This window comes from Metabacillus sp. KJ11-3, from assembly GCF_055808295.1.
Map to the genome: position 1 here is coordinate 4209927 of NZ_CM147865.1, position 20074 is coordinate 4230000.

Below are 20074 nucleotides of genomic sequence, written 5' to 3' on the forward strand. Positions count from 1 at the left end.
ACGTCTTCTATTCATTTGCGTCTTATTTGCCCGAGGCTGATCAAGGCGCTTGCGCTTTTGTTCTTAATGTTTAAAGTGACGTACTCCTGTGAATACCATCGCAATACCATACTCATCCGCCATACGAATAGAATCTTCATCCTTGATAGACCCACCCGGTTGAATAATTGCTGTTACACCTGCTTTTGCAGCTGCTTCAACCGTATCTGACATAGGGAAGAATGCATCAGAACCTAATGCACTGCCTTGTGCCTTAACACCCGCTTGTTCAATCGCAATTTTCGCTGCACCAACACGGTTCATTTGACCGGCGCCAACACCAACTGTCATTTCATCCTTTGTGAGCACAATGGCATTTGATTTCACATGTTTGACTACTTTCCAAGCAAGCTTAAGGTCCTTCCATTCTTCCTCAGAAGGCTCACGTTTCGTAGGAATTGTTACCTCAACATCATCTAGTGAAAGGGTATCTTCATCTTGTACAAGTAAACCACCGTGTACAGATTGAAGTACTTTATCCTGTTTAGATGCTGCTTTTACATCAATTGTTAACAAACGAAGGTTTTTCTTACTTGTTAAAACATCCAATGCTTCTTGGCTAAAAGATGGAGCAATAACGATTTCAAGGAAGATTTCATGTAACTGCTTGGCAGTTTCTACATCAACTTCTTCATTTAGTGCAACGATCCCGCCGAAAATAGAAGTTGGATCTGCTTCAAAGCAACGTGTAAATGCTTCGTTTACTGATGTTCCAACACCAACGCCACATGGATTCATATGCTTAACAGCAACCGCTGCCGGCTCTGCAAACTCACGTACAATTTGTAGTGCTGCATCAGCATCTTTAATGTTATTAAAAGATAACTCTTTCCCGTGCAGCTGCTTTGCATTTGCAATTGAAGCCGTTGGTACGAATGGTTTTTGATAGAATGTTGCACTTTGGTGAGGATTTTCACCATAGCGTAGAGATTGTTTTTTCTCAAATGTATATGTGACAGTTTCAGGATCTTCTTCACCAATTGTTTTCGTTAGGAATTCGGCAATTAACGCGTCATATGCAGCTGTATGACGGAATACTTTTGCAGCTAAGCGTTGCTTTTGCGCTAATGAAACTTCACCTGATGATTTTAGTTCATCTAATACGTTTTGATAATCAGCCGGATCAACAACCACTGTCACATCTTCATGGTTTTTAGCTGCAGAACGAAGCATAGAAGGACCGCCAATATCAATGTTCTCAATCGCATCTTGGAATTGAACATCAGGTTTTGAAATGGTTTCTTTGAATGGATAAAGATTCACCACAACCATATCAATGGTTTCAATATTATTTTCCTTCAGCTGATTCATATGACTAGGATTATTTCGCACAGCTAGTAAACCGCCATGGATATTTGGATGAAGGGTTTTAACGCGGCCGTCCATAATTTCAGGGAAACCTGTTACCTCTGAAATTCCAATAACGTTTAGTCCGTTTTCTTCTAATAATGATTTTGTTCCACCTGTTGAAATGACTTCAACACCTAATTCAATTAACTCTTTTACAAAAGGAACAAGATTCGCTTTATCTGAAACACTAACAAGTGCACGTTTTACTGACATGATTCCTCACCTCTAAGCTTTATTTGGTAACTAGTTCTTGAATGACTTTTGGATATAATACATGTTCAACTGCATGGATTTTTTCAGCAATGGATTGGGCAGTATCTTCCTCTGAAATGTCTATTGCCTTCTGAGCAATAATTGGACCTGTGTCCATGCCCGCATCTACATAATGGACAGTTACACCCGTTACTTTTACCCCTGCTTCATATGCTTGTCCGATCGCATCTTTCCCTGGGAAAGCAGGCAGCAATGATGGGTGAATATTGATGATTTTTGACTCATAAGCCGTTAGCAGTGTTTCACCAATTAACCTCATGTAGCCCGCAAGGATAACGAGATCAATTTGATGTTTTTGTAAAACAGCTGAAATTTCTTGTTCAAACTGAGCCTTTGTTTCATATTCTTTCGGGATAAAACAGAAAACCGGGATATTTGCTGCTTCAGCTCGTGCAATGACACCTGCTGTTGGCTTATCACATACAACCAAGCTAATGTCTGCCTCTAAATTTCCTCTTTTCACTTCATCTAATATCGCTTGAAAATTACTGCCATTCCCTGATGCAAAAACGGCTAACTTTTTCATTAAAATGCTCCTCCATTGAATGTTACTCCAGAGCCCTCAATGACGCGTCCAATGACATATCCTTTTTCACCATTTGCATCTAGTTTTGCAAGCACATCTTGCAATACTTCTTCTTTCACAGCAAGAACAAAACCAATTCCCATATTAAATACATTATACATATCTTCACTTTCCAGCTGGCCTTTTTCCTTCAGAAAGTCAAAGATTGCAGGCTTTGGCCATGAACCAAGATCAATTTCTGCTCCTGTTCCTTCAGGTAACATTCTTGGAATATTTTCAATAAAACCGCCACCGGTAATGTGGGCCATTCCATCAACTTGATAGGATTTAACCACGTCTAAGACAGGCTTCACATAAATTTTTGTTGGAGTTAGAAGTACTTCTCCTAAGTTTTGTGTAAAAGGCTCATAAACTTTATCAAGTTCAAGCTTTTGATCCTCCAACAGAACCTTGCGAACTAATGAAAAACCGTTACTGTGAATTCCGCTTGATGCAAGACCAATTAAAACATGGCCGGACTTAATATGTTCACCTGTTACAATTTCTTCTTTTTCCACAGCTCCCACCGAAAAGCCGGCAACATCATATTCTTCCTCTTCGTATAAACCTGGCATTTCTGCTGTTTCTCCACCAACCAATGCACATCCTGATTGTTCACAACCGTCAGCAATTCCTTTTACAATTTGCTCGATTTTTTCCGGCTTTGCCTTTCCTAGTGCTAGATAATCCAAGAAAAATAAAGGCTCTGCACCTTGAGCTAAAATGTCGTTCACACACATGGCAACAGCATCAATTCCGATCGTATCATGTTTATCAGCCATAAAAGCAAGCTTTAACTTCGTTCCAACACCGTCTGTTCCTGAAACAAGGACAGGCTTTTTGTAATTTAGTTCACTTAAATCAAACATTCCACCAAAGCCGCCAAGTCCACCTAATACACCAGCGCGCATTGTCTTGGCAACATGCTTTTTCATTCTTGTCACAGCTTCATAACCAGCTTCAATATCTACACCAGCTTGCTTATAAATGTCAGACATGTGTGATCCTCCTAAAAACTAATCTATTTATCTTATTAAAGATCAGTGCGAGACTGACCATTTTTTACTTTAAAGTAAGACAGGAATCGAGCATTCGATTCCTATCACATTTTTCTATTTACGCTTTTTCATGCGGTAAAACGGTATCTGCATAAATTTCAGTAGGATAACGACCTGTGAAGCAAGCTAAGCATTGACCTCTTGTTTCACCTTCATATGGCCGCCCAAGACCTTCAAGTAAGCCTTCAACACTTAAGAAAGCCAAGCTGTCAGCCCCAATAATTTGCCGAATTTCTTCCACTGAATGATTTGAAGCAATTAGTTCCTCATGTGTAGAAGTATCAATTCCATAGAAACATGGATTTGCGATTGGCGGTGAACTGATACGCACATGAACCTCTCTTGCCCCTGCTTCACGAAGCATATTCACAATACGTTTACTTGTTGTTCCACGTACAATCGAATCATCAACCATGACAACACGCTTCCCTTCAACAACACCGCGAACAGCAGAAAGCTTCATCTTTACACCTTGCTCACGTAATGATTGTGAAGGTTGGATAAATGTTCGGCCTACATATCTATTTTTAATTAAACCTAACTCATAAGGGATTCCAGTTAATTCAGCAAAACCGATTGCTGCTGAAATACTTGAATCAGGTACACCTGTTACAACGTCGGCATCCACTTCTGATTCAACAGCCAAGCGTTTGCCAAGGTTTTTACGTGCTGTATGAACGTTAATGCCATCAATATTACTGTCAGGACGTGAGAAGTAAATATATTCCATGCTGCATATTGAACGGTTGATATTCATAGAGAAGCGCTCAGAGCGAATTCCTTCATCATTGATAATTAAAAGCTCACCAGGTTGAACGTCTCTTTCGTACTTTGCCCCAACCACATCAAATGCACATGTTTCAGATGCAACAACATACGCATCTCCCATGACTCCAATAGACAGTGGACGTAATCCATTAGGATCTAGAGCAACCATCATTTCATTTTCCGTCATAATTAAAAATGCATATGCTCCCTTAATCATCGTTAAGGCATTTTTTACAGCTTCTTTCATATCCTGATAGCCGCTTCTTCTAATTAGATGTGCTAATACCTCTGTATCAGAAGTTGTTTGAAAAATACTCCCTTGGCTTTCAAGCTGATGTTTAACCTGTGTTGCATTCACAAGGTTTCCGTTATGTGCAAGAGCTAAGCTTCCGCTATGTGACTTAAAAAGCAAAGGCTGAACATTTTCATATCCGCCTCCACCTGCTGTTGCATAACGAACATGGCCGATCGCCGCTTTACCGGATAGCTCTTTTAATTTCCCGTTTGCAAATACTTCATTGATGAGCCCTAACCCTTTCATACCAGTTAGTTTCTCACCATCACTTGTTACAATCCCTGCACCTTCTTGACCTCTATGCTGGAGACTATGCAAGCCATAATACGTAATTTGCGCTGCTTCCGGGTGACCCCAGATTCCGAATACACCACATTCTTCGTTTAATCCCTTGAGTTCAGCAAGCATGGGATTGCTCCTTTCCATGCATCTTTTAATTCTTCAACAGATGCATCGACAAGTGTTTCATCCTGTTCATTTTTAATAATTAGGTTACCAGAGTTTGTTACTTCCCCGATACAAACCGCTTCAACTAATTGTTCAAATGTTTCTTTGTTTTCCTTTTTCACTGAAACAACGAATCTTGTTTGCGATTCACTAAATAGTGCTGCAGTTGCATCACCTGATAGAGCTACTTCCGCACCTAGTCCTTTGCCGCCGAATAATGGTTCTGCTAATGCAACCGCGACTCCACCTTCAGAAACATCGTGTGCAGATGCAACAGACTTCGCACGGATTGCTGCTGAGAGCTGGCCTAGTACTTTGCTTTCTTTGTCTAAATCAAGCTCAGGTGATTGACCAAAGATTTTTCCGTGTGTAAGCTTCTGAAGCTCACTACCACCGAATTCTGCTTTCGTTTCCCCTACTAAATAGATAAGATCTCCAGCTGTTTTGAAATCTTGAGTTGTAATATAATCTGTATCTTCAATTAATCCAACCATTCCGATAACAGGAGTTGGATAGATTGCTGTTCCGTTTGTTTCGTTATATAGTGAAACATTTCCGCCGATAACCGGTGTATTTAATACACGGCAAGCCTCACTAATACCGTCCGCAGCTTTTTCGATTTGCCAGAAGATTTCCGGTTTCTCAGGGTTACCGAAGTTTAAGTTATCCGTAATCGCTAATGGAGTAGCTCCTGAACATACAATGTTACGTGCTGCTTCCGCTACAGCAATTTTTCCGCCAACTTCCGGATCAAGGTAGAGATAACGAGAGTTACAATCTGTTGTCATTGCCAATGCTTTCTTCGTATCACGAATACGAACGACTGCAGCATCTGAACCTGGTGCAACAACTGTATTTGTACGAACCATGTAATCGTATTGATCATAAACCCATTCTTTAGAAGAAATCGTCGGCTGCTTTAATAGATTAATAAGTGTTTCTTTATAGTTATCTACTTGCAGTGGTGCTACGTCCATTTTTTGGAACTCTTCATAATACGCAGGTACTTTAGAAGGCTTGTGATAAACTGGTGCCTCTTCAGCAAGAGCATCTACTGGAAGCTCACAAACGACTTCTCCTTTATGAAATAGACGAAGCATTTTATCATTTGTTACTCTACCAACTGAAACAGCCTCTAAATCATACTTCTCAAAAAGATCAATGATTTCTTGCTCTCTTCCTTTTTCAATAACAAGGAGCATTCTTTCTTGAGACTCAGAAAGCATCATTTCATATGGAGTCATTCCTGTTTCACGTTGTGGGATAAGATCAAGATCCATTTCCATTCCAGAACCAGCTTTACTTGCCATCTCTGCTGAAGAGCTTGTTAATCCAGCTGCCCCCATGTCTTGAATACCAACTAATGCATCATTCTTAATTACTTCTAAACAAGCTTCTAATAAAAGTTTCTCCATAAATGGATCCCCTACTTGAACAGCTGAACGATCTGCACCAGAATCGTCGGTTAATTCTTCAGAAGAAAATGTTGCACCATGAATTCCATCACGACCAGTTTTCGCACCCACATACATAACTGTGTTGCCAATACCTTTAGCCTGACCTTTTTTAATATCTTCATGATTGATTAAACCAACACACATTGCGTTAACCAGTGGATTTCCCTCATATGAATCATCAAATTGGATTTCTCCACCTACTGTTGGAATACCGATACAGTTACCATATCCTGCAATCCCTGCAACAACCTCTTCAAATAAGTATTTCACTCGAGGTGTTTCTAGTTCTCCAAAGCGAAGTGAATTCAAGATTGCAATCGGTCTTGCTCCCATTGAGAAAACATCACGGATGATTCCACCTACACCTGTTGCAGCACCTTGATACGGCTCAATTGCTGATGGGTGGTTATGACTTTCGATTTTAAATACGACGGCTTGGTTATCACCGATATCAACAATCCCTGCACCTTCACCAGGACCTTGTAATACTTTTTCACCTGTAACAGGGAATTTTTTAAGAATGGGTTTAGAGTTTTTGTAACTGCAGTGCTCAGACCACATTACTGAAAAAATACCGATCTCTGTGTAATTTGGAAGACGTCCAATAATTTTTTCAATCAGAGCAAACTCGTCATCACTTACACCCATTTGTCTGTAGATTTTTTCATCTTTTATCATCTGGTTAGTTGGTTCAAGCAGTAGTGACATGAGATTCCCTCCAGTTTTTTACGATTGATTGAAATAATTTTAATCCGTCTGCACTTCCTAATAGCTCATCAACAGCACGCTCAGGGTGTGGCATCATTCCTAATACATTTCCGCGCTCGTTCGTAATACCTGCAATATCAACTAGGCTGCCATTTGGATTCGTTTCGTACGTAAACACAATTTGATTGTTTTCTTTAAGCGTTTGTAGTGTTTGCTCATCACAATAATAGTTCCCTTCTCCATGTGCGATCGGAATTGAGATAACCTCATCCTTAGCATAAGCTGAAGTAAAGGCTGTTTCATTATTTGCAACCTTTAAATTAACTGGTCTGCACATAAACTTTAAGTTTTCATTTCGTTTCATTGCACCTGGAAGTAATCCTACCTCTAATAAAATCTGGAATCCATTACATACACCTAGTACAGGCTTACCAGCTTCAGCAGCTTTCACGACTTCCTTCATTACATTTGAGAAGCGGGCAATAGCTCCTGAGCGTAAGTAATCTCCGTATGAAAAACCACCAGGTAGAAGAATTCCATCAAATTGGCTTAAATCTGTTTCATCATGCCATACATACTCCACTTCTTCACCGAGCTCATCTTTAATTGCATGATACATATCAACATCACAATTAGATCCTGGGAATACAATCACAGCGAATTTCACTTTGTGACAACCTCCTGTACCTCATAGCTAAAGTCTTCAATCACTGTATTAGCAAGTAATTTTTCACACATTTCACGAACAGCTGTATCTAAATCACGATCTGACTTCTCAATCGTTAACTCCATATATTTCCCGATACGAACATCTTGAACTTCTTGATAGTCCATGCTGTGTAATGCACTCTTTACCGCACTTCCTTGTGGATCTAATACACTTTCTCTTAACGTGACATAAACTTTTACTTTGTACATGTTGATTGGCCTCCAAGTCTAGTTAAAATAACTTCATATGCATCTGTTAAACTACCAATATTTCTACGAAAAACATCTTTGTCAAACTTCTCATTTGTGTTGATATCCCATAATCTGCATGTATCAGGTGATACTTCATCAGCAAGAATAATTTTTCCTTCCTCTGTCATACCGAACTCTAATTTAAAATCAATCAGGCGTATATCACAGGAAAGAAAATGAGCCTTAAGCACTTCATTGACCTGCTTGGCAAGTGTTTTTAGTGTTTGAACCTGTTCTGGCGTAGCTAATTCTAATAAAGCAATGTGATCTTCTGTAATGAGTGGATCGCCTAAGTTATCGTCTTTATAGTAAAACTCCACTAAAGGATTCTTAATCTCTGTTCCTTCTTCAATACCGATTCGTTTAGAAAGGCTTCCTGCTACAACATTTCTTATAACGACCTCTAAAGGAATAATCGTTACTTTTTTGACAAGCTGATCTGTTGATGACAGTCTTTTCACAAAGTGGTTTTCAATATGATTTGCTGTTAACTTTTCAAAAATCAATGTGGATATTTCGTTATTTAATCGCCCTTTACCAGTAATCTCTTCCTTCTTCTCACCGTTAAAAGCAGTAGCGGAATCTTTATAAGAGACCCATAGAATATTAGGTTCGTTTGTTTTAAAAATCTGTTTAGCTTTACCTTCATATAGTAACTCAAGCTTTTCTGTGCTCATGAAAGCCCTCCTAAAACTGAATATTGGGAACCTTTAGATTATGTTCTGTCAGATTTTCTTACCTATGTTTTTGTTCAAAGAGATAGCAAGGGACTTGTTTAGCCCTTGCTATTATTTTTTAAAGACCAAGACGTTCAAAAATTGTATCTACACCTTTTAAGTGATAGTTATAATCGAAACAATCAGCAATGACTTCTTCTGAGAGTCTTGAAGTAATTTTTTCTTCAGCTTCTACTAAACCACGGAAAGGTACTTGTTTTTCCCAAGCTTCCATTGCTTTTGGTTGAACTAGATCATATGCCTCTTCTCTAGTCATTCCAGTATCAATGAGAGCAAGTAGGACACGTTGAGAGTAAATAAGACCTTGTGTACGATCCATATTACGCTTCATATTTTCCGGGAAAACCGTTAAGTTTTTCACGATGTTACCAAAACGATTTAACATATAGTTAAGAGCAATCGTAGCGTCCGGTAAGATAATACGCTCAGCAGAAGAGTGAGAAATATCTCTTTCATGCCATAATGGAACATTTTCATAAGCTGTTAACATATAACCGCGAATAACACGCGCAAGACCAGTCATGTTTTCTGAACCAATCGGATTACGTTTGTGTGGCATTGCTGAAGACCCTTTTTGACCTTTTGCAAAGGACTCTTCCACTTCACGAGTCTCACTTTTTTGTAAACCGCGAATTTCAACAGCAAATTTTTCGATTGATGTTGCTACAAGTGCGATGGATGCCATGTAATCAGCATGACGATCACGTTGAAGGGTTTGTGTTGAGATTGGAGCTGGTTTTGTTCCTAGCTTTTCACAAACATACTTTTCAACAAATGGATCAATATTTGCATACGTTCCTACTGCGCCAGAGATTTTTCCGTACTCAACGCCTTCTGCTGCACGTTTGAAACGATCTAAATTACGCTTCATTTCTTCATACCATAAACCAAGTTTTAAACCAAAAGTTGTTGGTTCGGCATGAACACCGTGAGTACGTCCCATCATAACTGTATATTTATGCTCTTGAGCTTTTTCTTTTAATATTTGGATAAAGTTCTCAATATCTTTCAATAAGATATCATTCGCTTGCTTTAATAAATATGATAAAGCTGTATCAACAACATCTGTTGATGTTAAACCGTAATGAACCCATTTACGCTCTTCGCCAAGAGTCTCAGATACTGCTCTTGTAAAGGCTACAACATCATGACGAGTTTCTAGCTCAATCTCATTTATGCGATTCACATCAAATGATGCATTTTCACGAAGCAGTGCCACATCTTCTTTTGGAATAACACCAAGCTCTGCCCAGGCTTCACATGCAAGAATTTCAACCTCTAACCATGCCTTAAATTTGTTCTCTTCCGTCCAAATTGCACCCATTTCTGGTCTTGTATAACGTTCAATCATTTCTTTTGCCTCCGTTCAATTTTGACCCCATATTTTATTAATCTTTTCTATATTATCCTGAATTGGTTCAATAATAAATGTTATATGTCCCATCTTACGCTTAGAGGCAGGCTCTTTTTTGCCGTAAAGATGAAGCTTAGCATGTTGCAGCAGGGAAAGATGCTCACTTACTATTGTTAAATCCTCTCCTAAAAGATTAACCATCATACCACTTTGTAATAGCTTTGTTTGCCCTAAAGGAAGATTACATACAGAACGTATATGTTGTTCAAACTGATCTGTTTCACATAGATCAATGGTGTAATGACCCGAGTTATGTGGGCGTGGTGCCAACTCATTTATATAAATTTCGTCATTGTCTGTTAAAAACATTTCAACGGCAAGTGTTCCAACAAGTTCAAAACTATTTGATAGTTTAATAGCAAGCTCTTCCGCCTTCTGAATGACACGATCCGATACTCTGGCAGGAACAATGCTTTGGTATAAAATATTGTCTTTATGAATATTTTCAGCTACTGGGAACGTCTTTGTTTCTCCATTAACCGATCTCGTCACAATTACTGAAATTTCCTTTTCGAAAGGAACCCACTTTTCTAATATACATGTTCCGTGAACTAGCAGCTCCTCAGCTTTTGAGAGATCCTTATCCATGCGAAGCACGACTTGTCCTTTACCATCATAACCACCACGGCACGTTTTTAAGACACATGGATACTGAAGCACTTCTACTGCCTTTTGCATTTCTTCTGCGGAATGGATAATCTCATATGGCGCAACCTGGCAACCTGCATTTACAATCGCAGCTTTTTCTGTTTCACGATCCTGTGTTAGCAAAAGCAATGAACTCTTCTGTGGTAATGATGCATGCTCTTCTAACCAACGTAAAGCTGTGTAATCAATGTTCTCAAACTCATATGTTATAACATCACTTACCTTAGCTAATTCTTTAATTGCATCAAGATCATCATAGCTGGCTGTTATTTCGATATCAGCAATTTGACCACAAGGACAGTCTTTTGTCGGATCTAATACAGCAATACGATAGCCTAGTTGTCTTGCTGCAATGGCCATCATTCTCCCAAGCTGTCCACCACCGATGATGCCAATTGTACTGCCTGGTAGAATCATTTGATTAGTCAAGCTCATCACTGCTCTCCAAAACTTTTAATCGTAATTCTTCTCTTCTCGTATCTAGTCTATCAGCTAATGCTTGATCATTTGTGGACAAAATCTCTGCAGCCAATAATCCTGCATTTGTTGCTCCAGCTTTGCCAATGGCAACAGTTGCAACAGGAACACCACCTGGCATTTGAACAATTGATAATAATGAATCAAGACCATTTAAAGCCTTTGACTGAACAGGAATACCAATGACTGGCAGAGTTGTTTTTGCCGCAACCATACCTGGTAAATGGGCTGCCCCGCCTGCACCGGCAATAATAACCTTCAAACCTCTGCTTCTAGCATTCTCAGCATACTCAAACATATAATCTGGTGTACGATGTGCAGAAACTACCTTTTTCTCATACGGAATACTAAGTTCCTCCAGTATTTCGCATGCAAATTTCATCGTGTCCCAGTCAGAGGTACTTCCCATTATGACTCCAACAATCGGATCCATTCTTTCCCCACCTTTATAAAAAATCTTAATAACAAAAAAGCTCGATATTTAACCTTCTCAACTAGTAGAGAAAGTTAGATATATCGAGCTCGGATTTGTCTATTTCCGATTCGTATATACACTTTCCCTCATAGTCCGATAATTTACGGTCATCGGGTAGAAACTTCTGGGCCATATTCCCAATTATATATGAGGTATATTTTAAATTAATTATTTACATGTTTATATTAACAATGAAGCTATCCCATGTCAACGTAAAATCGAACGATTTTTTTTAATAGTTCCTTATTGTTCGGTTTTTACAGAAGTTTTCCTTCAAATGTAATCATTCTTCCACACGGGACCTGTTCAACCACATTATTCCGGATCTCCTCCTTAAAAATTGGCTGTTCTGTTCTTCTAACCGGCATATACCCTTCCTTACTCATCCTGTCGAGACAATCATCAATTGTTTCATTTTCCTCAACAATAAACTTTTTCTTTTTTGGCTTAGATGTCATGCTCTTACCTCCATGCTCACAGTTCTATGTATTCTACATTCTACCACTATTTATGTAAAGATATCCTTTATATCAAAAGTGATTATTTTAGCAAATAAAAAAGAATGATAAACTAAGGAAATCCTTAATCATCATTCACAATATCAAAAAATTCAATATTTAGTTTTTCTTTTGGTTAGGTTATAAAACCTAAACGTTACTTATTCTCCTACTTAAAAGCCATAACTCTAATACGCTTATAATCTGCTTCCCATTGCTGATTCTTATATAAAATGGAACGTAAGCTATTTTCTACATTCTCTAACACCTTCGTTTCTACATCATCAGGCAATGAACCTAGAAAATCCGGCATAAACATTCGCAACCAGTATCTAAGCCCTTCTTCACCATCGAGAGCTGTTGATCTACTAAAATGTACCGCATATGTCACCTTAAAACCAACTTTCTCCATTAATGATGTATATTCACCAATACTAGGGAAATACCATGGAAGCGATTCACTTGTTACAGGATACCCCTCCTTTTCACACTGATTTCTAAACTCGTTGAAAAATCAGCTCTACATTACCAGCACTCCCAAATTCTGCAACAAAACGTCCTCCTTCCTTTAAGCTTTCAAACATCTTTTCTAAAGCTACCATTGGCTCTTTACCCAATGTAAAGTAGCATTTGAAAAAACAGCATCAAACTCTTCTTTAAAACCTAGTTCCAACACGTCTCTAACTTCAAAGTTAAATTGTTGATACTTTTCTTTAGCTTTCACTATCATCGGCACAGATTGATCCACACCTAATACAGATACACCTAAGCGATCCAATATACTCATTAAATCGCCAGTTCCACATCCAACATCAAGTATTCTCTCATCTTGCATAGGATTTAACAGCTCTACTAAATCTTGTCCATACTCAGAGACAAATGAATGATGTTGATCATATAAATTCGCATCCCAATTATTTCTTCTCTCCATTTCGCACCCGCCTATATGTTTTCTTTAATATAACATTTTTTGTAAAAAGTTGGTATTTCGCTAAACCCTTTGACTTGTGACTATTGTTTTATTCAAACAAAAAAAGACCAGTATCTCTACTGATCTTTTCTTCCTCTTTTTACTTGGCAACGTCTACTCTCACAGGGGGAAACCCCCAACTACCATCGACACTGAGAGCTTAACTTCCGTGTTCGGATTTCGGCTTGCGATAAGCGGCGAATCTCCGCGTCAGCTTGTTCGTTCAGATCCTCATGTGCCAAAATCGTACACTCCGGTCTTCTCTCTCTGCACTTCCTTACTTGCACAGGATGTGCTGACTTCTACGTTACCACAGGACGTGGCGCTCTTAGTAGAAGTTCCTTGATCTGCTTCTCCCAAGCCTCAGGCTAGTAAGTGTATTTTGTTCCAACCTCTTTACGTGAAACCTTCGGTTTTTCTACATTTATTTAATTCAAACAAAAAAAGACCAGTATCTCTACTGATCTTTTCTTCCTCTTTTTACTTGGCAACGTCCTACTCTCACAGGGGAAACCCCCAACTACCATCGGCGCTGAGAGCTTAACTTCCGTGTTCGGATTTCGGCTTGCGATAAGCGGCGAATCTCCGCGTCAGCTTGTTCGTTCAGATCCTCATGTGCCAACTGCGCACATTCCGGTCTTCTCTCTCGGCGCTTCCTTGATCTTCTTGCTTCTCCCAAGCCTCAGGCTAGGAGTTATACTTTGTCTCTACATTTTTACAGAAAACCTTCGGTTTTGGGCAATAGTTTTTTAACACACAAAAAAAGACCAGTATCTCTACTGATCTTTCTACCTCTTCTTACTTGGCAACGTCCTACTCTCACAGGGGGAAACCCCCAACTACCATCGGCGCTGAAGAGCTTAACTTCCGTGTTCGGCATGGGAACGGGTGTGACCTCTTCGCCATCATCACCAAATAATATAGTTTACGGCTTCCGATAAACTTCACATTTCTGCGTCATCTCATTCGTCAACATCCTTACGTACTGAAGTACGTTGCGGTGTCTCCTCAATCGATTCCTTGAACTGTTCGTTTCTCGCAACCCTCTTAATATGAACTTTGATTGAAAGAATATATATTCCTTCAAAACTAGATAACGATACACAATTCAATTCACTAAGCATTCGCTTTATTGTTAGGTTAAGTCCTCGATCGATTAGTATCAGTCAGCTCCACACGTCACCGCGCTTCCACCTCTGACCTATCAACCTGATCATCTTTCAGGGATCTTACTAGCTTACGCTATGGGAAATCTCATCTTGAGGGGGGCTTCATGCTTAGATGCTTTCAGCACTTATCCCTTCCGCACATAGCTACCCAGCTATGCCTTTGGCAAGACAACTGGTACACCAGCGGTGCGTCCATCCCGGTCCTCTCGTACTAAGGACAGCTCCTCTCAAATTTCCTACGCCCACGACGGATAGGGACCGAACTGTCTCACGACGTTCTGAACCCAGCTCGCGTACCGCTTTAATGGGCGAACAGCCCAACCCTTGGGACCGACTACAGCCCCAGGATGCGATGAGCCGACATCGAGGTGCCAAACCTCCCCGTCGATGTGGACTCTTGGGGGAGATAAGCCTGTTATCCCCGGGGTAGCTTTTATCCGTTGAGCGATGGCCCTTCCATGCGGAACCACCGGATCACTAAGCCCGACTTTCGTCCCTGCTCGACTTGTAGGTCTCGCAGTCAAGCTCCCTTGTGCCTTTACACTCTACGAATGATTTCCAACCATTCTGAGGGAACCTTTGGGCGCCTCCGTTACATTTTAGGAGGCGACCGCCCCAGTCAAACTGCCCACCTGACACTGTCTCCCAAGCCGATAAGGCTCGCGGGTTAGAATTTCAATACAGCCAGGGTAGTATCCCACCGACGCCTCCACCGAAGCTAGCGCTCCGGCTTCTCAGGCTCCTACCTATCCTGTACAAGCTGTACCAAAATTCAATATCAGGCTACAGTAAAGCTCCACGGGGTCTTTCCGTCCTGTCGCGGGTAACCTGCATCTTCACAGGTACTATAATTTCACCGAGTCTCTCGTTGAGACAGTGCCCAGATCGTTACGCCTTTCGTGCGGGTCGGAACTTACCCGACAAGGAATTTCGCTACCTTAGGACCGTTATAGTTACGGCCGCCGTTTACTGGGGCTTCGGTTCAAAGCTTCGCTTGCGCTAACCTCTCCCCTTAACCTTCCAGCACCGGGCAGGCGTCAGCCCCTATACTTCGCCTTGCGGCTTCGCAGAGACCTGTGTTTTTGCTAAACAGTCGCCTGGGCCTATTCACTGCGGCTTTTCCGGGCTATTCACCCTAAAAAGCACCCCTTCTCCCGAAGTTACGGGGTCATTTTGCCGAGTTCCTTAACGAGAGTTCTCTCGCTCACCTTAGGATTCTCTCCTCGCCTACCTGTGTCGGTTTGCGGTACGGGCACCTCTCACCTCGCTAGAGGCTTTTCTTGGCAGTGTGGAATCAGGAACTTCGGTACTATAGTTCCCTCGCCATCACAGCTCAGCTTATGTGACAATGGGATTTGCCTCATTGTCAGCCTAACTGCTTGGACGCGCATATCCAACAGCGCGCTTACCCTATCCTTCTGCGTCCCCCCATTGCTCAAATGGTGAGGAGGTGGTACAGGAATTTCTACCTGTTGGCCATCGCCTACGCCTTTCGGCCTCGGCTTAGGTCCCGACTAACCCTGAGCGGACGAGCCTTCCTCAGGAAACCTTAGGCATTCGGTGGAGGGGATTCTCACCCCTCTTTCGCTACTCATACCGGCATTCTCACTTCTAAGCGCTCCACCAGTCCTTACGGTCTGGCTTCTCAGCCCTTAGAACGCTCTCCTACCACTGTTCGTAAGAACAGTCCACAGCTTCGGTGATACGTTTAGCCCCGGTACATTTTCGGCGCAGAGTCACTCGACCAGTGAGCTATTACGCACTCTTTAAATGGTGGCTGCTTCTAAGCCAACATCCTGGTTGTCTAAGCAACTCCACATCCTTTTCCACTTAACGTATACTTTGGGACCTTAGCTGGTGGTCTGGGCTGTTTCCCTCTTGACTACGGATCTTATCACTCGCAGTCTGACTCCTGAACATAAGTCTTTGGCATTCGGAGTTTGACTGAATTCGGTAACCCGATGGGGGCCCCTAGTCCAATCAGTGCTCTACCTCCAAGACTCTCATTTCAAGGCTAGCCCTAAAGCTATTTCGGAGAGAACCAGCTATCTCCAGGTTCGATTGGAATTTCTCCGCTACCCACACCTCATCCCCGCACTTTTCAACGTGCGTGGGTTCGGGCCTCCATTCAGTGTTACCTGAACTTCACCCTGGACATGGGTAGATCACCTGGTTTCGGGTCTACGACCACGTACTCTGCACGCCCTATTCAGACTCGCTTTCGCTGCGGCTCCGTCTTATCAACTTAACCTTGCACGGGATCGTAACTCGCCGGTTCATTCTACAAAAGGCACGCCATTACCCATTAACGGGCTTTGACTACTTGTAGGCACACGGTTTCAGGATCTCTTTCACTCCCCTTCCGGGGTGCTTTTCACCTTTCCCTCACGGTACTGGTTCACTATCGGTCACTAGGGAGTATTTAGCCTTGGGAGATGGTCCTCCCTGCTTCCGACGGGATTTCTCGTGTCCCGCCGTACTCAGGATCCACTCTGGAGGGAACGAAGTTTCAACTACAGGGTTGTTACCTTCTTTGACGGGCCTTTCCAGACCTCTTCATTTACTCCGTTCCTTTGTAACTCCGTATAGAGTGTCCTACAACCCCAAGAGGCAAGCCTCTTGGTTTGGGCTAATTCCGTTTCGCTCGCCGCTACTCAGGAAATCGCGTTTGCTTTCTCTTCCTCCGGGTACTTAGATGTTTCAGTTCCCCGGGTCTGCCTTTATTACCCTATGTATTCAGGTAAAAATACTACTCCATTACGAGCAGTGGGTTTCCCCATTCGGAAATCTCCGGATCAAAGCTTACTTACAGCTCCCCGAAGCATATCGGTGTTAGTACCGTCCTTCATCGGCTCCTAGTGCCAAGGCATCCACCGTGCGCCCTTAACAACTTAACCTTTGACATCAAAGATGTCACTTACATTATTAAGAGAATCACTAAACTAAGCGTTTAAACTCAGTGAATTACTTGAATTGTTTTTCGTTATCTAGTTTTCAAGGAACATAAATCACAGGATAATCAAATGCTGAATGCATTTTCACTCCTATGTGTTTTCTTACTTATTGAAAGATCGTATGATCTCTCAAAACTAAACAAAATACCAAGCATGCCTCATATCCTTAGAAAGGAGGTGATCCAGCCGCACCTTCCGATACGGCTACCTTGTTACGACTTCACCCCAATCATCTGTCCCACCTTAGGCGGCTGGCTCCAAAAGGTTACCCCACCGACTTCGGGTGTTACAAACTCTCGTGGTGTGACGGGCGGTGTGTACAAGGCCCGGGAACGTATTCACCGCGGCATGCTGATCCGCGATTACTAGCGATTCCGGCTTCATGCAGGCGAGTTGCAGCCTGCAATCCGAACTGAGAATGGTTTTATGGGATTCGCTTGACTTCGCAGTCTTGCAGCCCTTTGTACCATCCATTGTAGCACGTGTGTAGCCCAGGTCATAAGGGGCATGATGATTTGACGTCATCCCCACCTTCCTCCGGTTTGTCACCGGCAGTCACCTTAGAGTGCCCAACTGAATGCTGGCAACTAAGATCAAGGGTTGCGCTCGTTGCGGGACTTAACCCAACATCTCACGACACGAGCTGACGACAACCATGCACCACCTGTCACTTCGTCCCCCGAAGGGGAACCTTCTATCTCTAGAAGTAGCGAAGGATGTCAAGACCTGGTAAGGTTCTTCGCGTTGCTTCGAATTAAACCACATGCTCCACCGCTTGTGCGGGCCCCCGTCAATTCCTTTGAGTTTCAGTCTTGCGACCGTACTCCCCAGGCGGAGTGCTTAATGCGTTTGCTGCAGCACTAAAGGGCGGAAACCCTCTAACACTTAGCACTCATCGTTTACGGCGTGGACTACCAGGGTATCTAATCCTGTTCGCTCCCCACGCTTTCGCGCCTCAGCGTCAGTTACAGACCAGAGAGTCGCCTTCGCCACTGGTGTTCCTCCACATCTCTACGCATTTCACCGCTACACGTGGAATTCCACTCTCCTCTTCTGCACTCAAGTTCCCCAGTTTCCAATGACCCTCCACGGTTGAGCCGTGGGCTTTCACATCAGACTTAAGAAACCGCCTGCGCGCGCTTTACGCCCAATAATTCCGGACAACGCTTGCCACCTACGTATTACCGCGGCTGCTGGCACGTAGTTAGCCGTGGCTTTCTGGTTAGGTACCGTCAAGGTACCAGCAGTTACTCTGGTACTTGTTCTTCCCTAACAACAGAACTTTACGACCCGAAGGCCTTCATCGTTCACGCGGCGTTGCTCCGTCAGACTTTCGTCCATTGCGGAAGATTCCCTACTGCTGCCTCCCGTAGGAGTCTGGGCCGTGTCTCAGTCCCAGTGTGGCCGATCACCCTCTCAGGTCGGCTACGCATCGTTGCCTTGGTGAGCCGTTACCTCACCAACTAGCTAATGCGCCGCGGGTCCATCTGTAAGTGACAGCTAAAAGCCGTCTTTCAATTTTGAACCATGCGGTTCAAAATGTTATCCGGTATTAGCTCCGGTTTCCCGGAGTTATCCCAATCTTACAGGCAGGTTACCCACGTGTTACTCACCCGTCCGCCGCTAATCTTTGGGAGCAAGCTCCCTCAGATTCGCTCGACTTGCATGTATTAGGCACGCCGCCAGCGTTCGTCCTGAGCCAGGATCAAACTCTCCAATAAAGTGTTTGATATAGCTCATAAAAGTTTTGTACTATATAGTACGTTTTTGTTAATCGAAATTAACGTTGGCACGCTTGGTTTTGTTTAGTTTTCAAAGATCATTTATTGTTAACTCCTTTTTCGGAAGCAACTTTATTAGTATACCGTTCGAAACATAATAAGTCAACAACTTTTTTAAAAGTATTTTAAAATCAAATTTTTAATTCAGCCAATTAACGGCAGATATTTATAATAACTAACTATTTGTTTATTGTCAACTACTTAATTCATTTTTATCAAACAATAGCTTTTAATGGATTACCAAGGTAATAATAAAAACATCATGTTAACTGTTTTGGTTGAAAAAAATCACCTGAGAATTCTCATTAAAATTAAATCAAATTGCAAATAGTTATTCTTCATTAAACATTTCTGTCCCTAAATTGCAATCTCTTTACCATAAACAACAATTACAACTTGAAATTATTTCTGGAATTATAGATATAAATGGAAAGACAATAATCTTTAAATAGGAAATGCGTGAATCACATGTAATTCACGCTAAAATGTCTTAAATCATAGTTTGAAGTATTTTCCGGAAGGATAGAAAACGGTAAAGGGAGACTAAAATAAAAGCCTTGATATGCTTATATTGTCGTGCAATATACTTTACCAATCTTCTTTGTTCAATCTCCCCTACAACAACATCTATATTTAAAGCCACATTCGTTATCAAATGAATCCTTTGGTACATTAACATTGAGTTAAGTCTAATTTATCTTTGATTATCCTAAATTACCAACTATTCTCCAATGTCCACCAAAAATCTACATTGTTATACTTCTCCCTAGATTCCATTTGTCTTTGTTCTTTGGGAAAGGAAAAACCTTCGGTTTTTATTTTTTCACACAAAAAAAGACCAGTATCTCTACTGATCTTTTCTTCCTCTTTTCACTTGGCAACGTCCTACTCTCACAGGGGGAAACCCCCAACTACCATCGGCGCTGAAGAGCTTAACTTCCGTGTTCGGCATGGGAACGGGTGTGACCTCTTCGCCATCATCACCAAATAATATAGTTTACGGCTTCCGATAAACTTCACATTTCTGCGTCA

General features: G+C 41.7%; 14 protein-coding genes, 4 rRNA genes and 1 riboswitch. All 18 genes read right to left on the minus strand.

Features of this window, described 5'->3' with window-relative positions; genetic code table 11:
* Positions 1 to 63: 63 nt before the first annotated feature.
* The 18 genes from purH to rrf (AC0L8O_RS21035) all read right to left on the minus strand — a co-directional run bounded on the left by purH (position 64) and on the right by rrf (AC0L8O_RS21035) (position 20030).
* Positions 64 to 1602 carry a bifunctional phosphoribosylaminoimidazolecarboxamide formyltransferase/IMP cyclohydrolase gene (gene purH / locus AC0L8O_RS20950; RefSeq protein WP_473445096.1) on the minus strand — a complete coding sequence of 513 codons (1539 nt, stop codon included), beginning with the start codon at positions 1600 to 1602 and terminating at the stop codon, positions 64 to 66.
* 19 nt (positions 1603 to 1621) lie between these two features.
* Positions 1622 to 2188, minus strand: coding sequence for a phosphoribosylglycinamide formyltransferase (gene purN / locus AC0L8O_RS20955; RefSeq protein WP_473445098.1), 567 nt, complete (start codon positions 2186 to 2188; stop codon positions 1622 to 1624).
* Positions 2188 to 3225 (minus strand): phosphoribosylformylglycinamidine cyclo-ligase, encoded by a 1038-nt coding sequence (purM, locus tag AC0L8O_RS20960; RefSeq protein ID WP_473445100.1) that lies wholly within the window; start codon positions 3223 to 3225, stop codon positions 2188 to 2190. The genes purN and purM overlap by 1 nt, the downstream gene beginning before the upstream one ends.
* A 118-nt stretch (positions 3226 to 3343) precedes the next feature.
* On the minus strand, positions 3344 to 4756 hold the full coding sequence (gene purF / locus AC0L8O_RS20965; protein WP_026562372.1) for an amidophosphoribosyltransferase: 1413 nt from the start codon (positions 4754 to 4756) through the stop codon (positions 3344 to 3346).
* The gene (gene purL / locus AC0L8O_RS20970) at positions 4732 to 6960 is read right to left on the minus strand and encodes a phosphoribosylformylglycinamidine synthase subunit PurL (protein WP_473445102.1); all 2229 of its coding nucleotides are present in this window, start codon (positions 6958 to 6960) and stop codon (positions 4732 to 4734) included. Before purL ends, purF begins: the two co-directional genes overlap by 25 nt.
* The gene (purQ, locus tag AC0L8O_RS20975; protein ID WP_251686107.1) at positions 6944 to 7627 is read right to left on the minus strand and encodes a phosphoribosylformylglycinamidine synthase subunit PurQ; all 684 of its coding nucleotides are present in this window, start codon (positions 7625 to 7627) and stop codon (positions 6944 to 6946) included. The genes purL and purQ overlap by 17 nt, the downstream gene beginning before the upstream one ends.
* On the minus strand, positions 7624 to 7878 hold the full coding sequence (gene purS / locus AC0L8O_RS20980; RefSeq protein ID WP_473445104.1) for a phosphoribosylformylglycinamidine synthase subunit PurS: 255 nt from the start codon (positions 7876 to 7878) through the stop codon (positions 7624 to 7626). The genes purQ and purS overlap by 4 nt, the downstream gene beginning before the upstream one ends.
* The gene (gene purC, locus AC0L8O_RS20985; protein WP_473445106.1) at positions 7866 to 8597 is read right to left on the minus strand and encodes a phosphoribosylaminoimidazolesuccinocarboxamide synthase; all 732 of its coding nucleotides are present in this window, start codon (positions 8595 to 8597) and stop codon (positions 7866 to 7868) included. The genes purS and purC overlap by 13 nt, the downstream gene beginning before the upstream one ends.
* Positions 8598 to 8715: 118 nt before the next feature.
* Positions 8716 to 10008 carry an adenylosuccinate lyase gene (gene purB, locus AC0L8O_RS20990; RefSeq protein WP_102231076.1) on the minus strand — a complete coding sequence of 431 codons (1293 nt, stop codon included), beginning with the start codon at positions 10006 to 10008 and terminating at the stop codon, positions 8716 to 8718.
* Positions 10009 to 10023: 15 nt separating this feature from the next.
* On the minus strand, positions 10024 to 11154 hold the full coding sequence (gene purK / locus AC0L8O_RS20995; protein ID WP_473445108.1) for a 5-(carboxyamino)imidazole ribonucleotide synthase: 1131 nt from the start codon (positions 11152 to 11154) through the stop codon (positions 10024 to 10026).
* Positions 11141 to 11629, minus strand: coding sequence for a 5-(carboxyamino)imidazole ribonucleotide mutase (purE, locus tag AC0L8O_RS21000; RefSeq protein WP_473445110.1), 489 nt, complete (start codon positions 11627 to 11629; stop codon positions 11141 to 11143). The genes purK and purE overlap by 14 nt, the downstream gene beginning before the upstream one ends.
* Before the next feature lie 111 nt (positions 11630 to 11740).
* Positions 11741 to 11842, minus strand: a riboswitch (purine riboswitch).
* Between the two features lie 86 nt (positions 11843 to 11928).
* Positions 11929 to 12129 carry an NETI motif-containing protein gene (locus tag AC0L8O_RS21005; RefSeq protein ID WP_026562380.1) on the minus strand — a complete coding sequence of 67 codons (201 nt, stop codon included), beginning with the start codon at positions 12127 to 12129 and terminating at the stop codon, positions 11929 to 11931.
* Between the two features lie 208 nt (positions 12130 to 12337).
* On the minus strand, positions 12338 to 12580 hold the full coding sequence (locus tag AC0L8O_RS21010; RefSeq protein WP_473445112.1) for a hypothetical protein: 243 nt from the start codon (positions 12578 to 12580) through the stop codon (positions 12338 to 12340).
* A 183-nt stretch (positions 12581 to 12763) separates the two neighbouring features.
* Positions 12764 to 13099: a class I SAM-dependent methyltransferase gene (locus AC0L8O_RS21015; protein ID WP_473445114.1), complete on the minus strand. Its 336-nt coding sequence runs from the start codon at positions 13097 to 13099 to the stop codon at positions 12764 to 12766.
* Positions 13100 to 13938: 839 nt separating this feature from the next.
* Positions 13939 to 14054 (minus strand): 5S ribosomal RNA (rrf, locus tag AC0L8O_RS21020).
* Positions 14055 to 14274: 220 nt separating this feature from the next.
* A 23S ribosomal RNA gene (locus AC0L8O_RS21025) occupies positions 14275 to 17204 on the minus strand.
* 227 nt (positions 17205 to 17431) lie between these two features.
* Positions 17432 to 18982: ribosomal RNA gene (locus AC0L8O_RS21030) — 16S ribosomal RNA — on the minus strand.
* Positions 18983 to 19914: 932 nt separating this feature from the next.
* A 5S ribosomal RNA gene (gene rrf, locus AC0L8O_RS21035) occupies positions 19915 to 20030 on the minus strand.
* The 16S, 23S and 5S rRNA genes sit together here, the layout of an rRNA operon.
* Positions 20031 to 20074 lie beyond the last annotated feature (44 nt).

What these genes read in the sequence shown, in the direction of transcription:
- purH (WP_473445096.1), bottom strand. Translation starts at nt 1,602, where the DNA reads ATGTCAGTAAAACGTGCACTTGTTAGTGTTTCAGATAAAGCGAATCTT.
- purN (WP_473445098.1), bottom strand. Translation starts at nt 2,188, where the DNA reads ATGAAAAAGTTAGCCGTTTTTGCATCAGGGAATGGCAGTAATTTTCAA.
- purM (WP_473445100.1), bottom strand. Translation starts at nt 3,225, where the DNA reads ATGTCTGACATTTATAAGCAAGCTGGTGTAGATATTGAAGCTGGTTAT.
- purF (WP_026562372.1), bottom strand. Translation starts at nt 4,756, where the DNA reads ATGCTTGCTGAACTCAAGGGATTAAACGAAGAATGTGGTGTATTCGGA.
- purL (WP_473445102.1), bottom strand. Translation starts at nt 6,960, where the DNA reads ATGTCACTACTGCTTGAACCAACTAACCAGATGATAAAAGATGAAAAA.
- purS (WP_473445104.1), bottom strand. Translation starts at nt 7,878, where the DNA reads ATGTACAAAGTAAAAGTTTATGTCACGTTAAGAGAAAGTGTATTAGAT.
- purC (WP_473445106.1), bottom strand. Translation starts at nt 8,597, where the DNA reads ATGAGCACAGAAAAGCTTGAGTTACTATATGAAGGTAAAGCTAAACAG.
- purB (WP_102231076.1), bottom strand. Translation starts at nt 10,008, where the DNA reads ATGATTGAACGTTATACAAGACCAGAAATGGGTGCAATTTGGACGGAA.
- purK (WP_473445108.1), bottom strand. Translation starts at nt 11,154, where the DNA reads ATGAGCTTGACTAATCAAATGATTCTACCAGGCAGTACAATTGGCATC.
- purE (WP_473445110.1), bottom strand. Translation starts at nt 11,629, where the DNA reads ATGGATCCGATTGTTGGAGTCATAATGGGAAGTACCTCTGACTGGGAC.
- AC0L8O_RS21005 (WP_026562380.1), bottom strand. Translation starts at nt 12,129, where the DNA reads ATGACATCTAAGCCAAAAAAGAAAAAGTTTATTGTTGAGGAAAATGAA.
- AC0L8O_RS21010 (WP_473445112.1), bottom strand. Translation starts at nt 12,580, where the DNA reads ATGGAGAAAGTTGGTTTTAAGGTGACATATGCGGTACATTTTAGTAGA.
- AC0L8O_RS21015 (WP_473445114.1), bottom strand. Translation starts at nt 13,099, where the DNA reads ATGGAGAGAAGAAATAATTGGGATGCGAATTTATATGATCAACATCAT.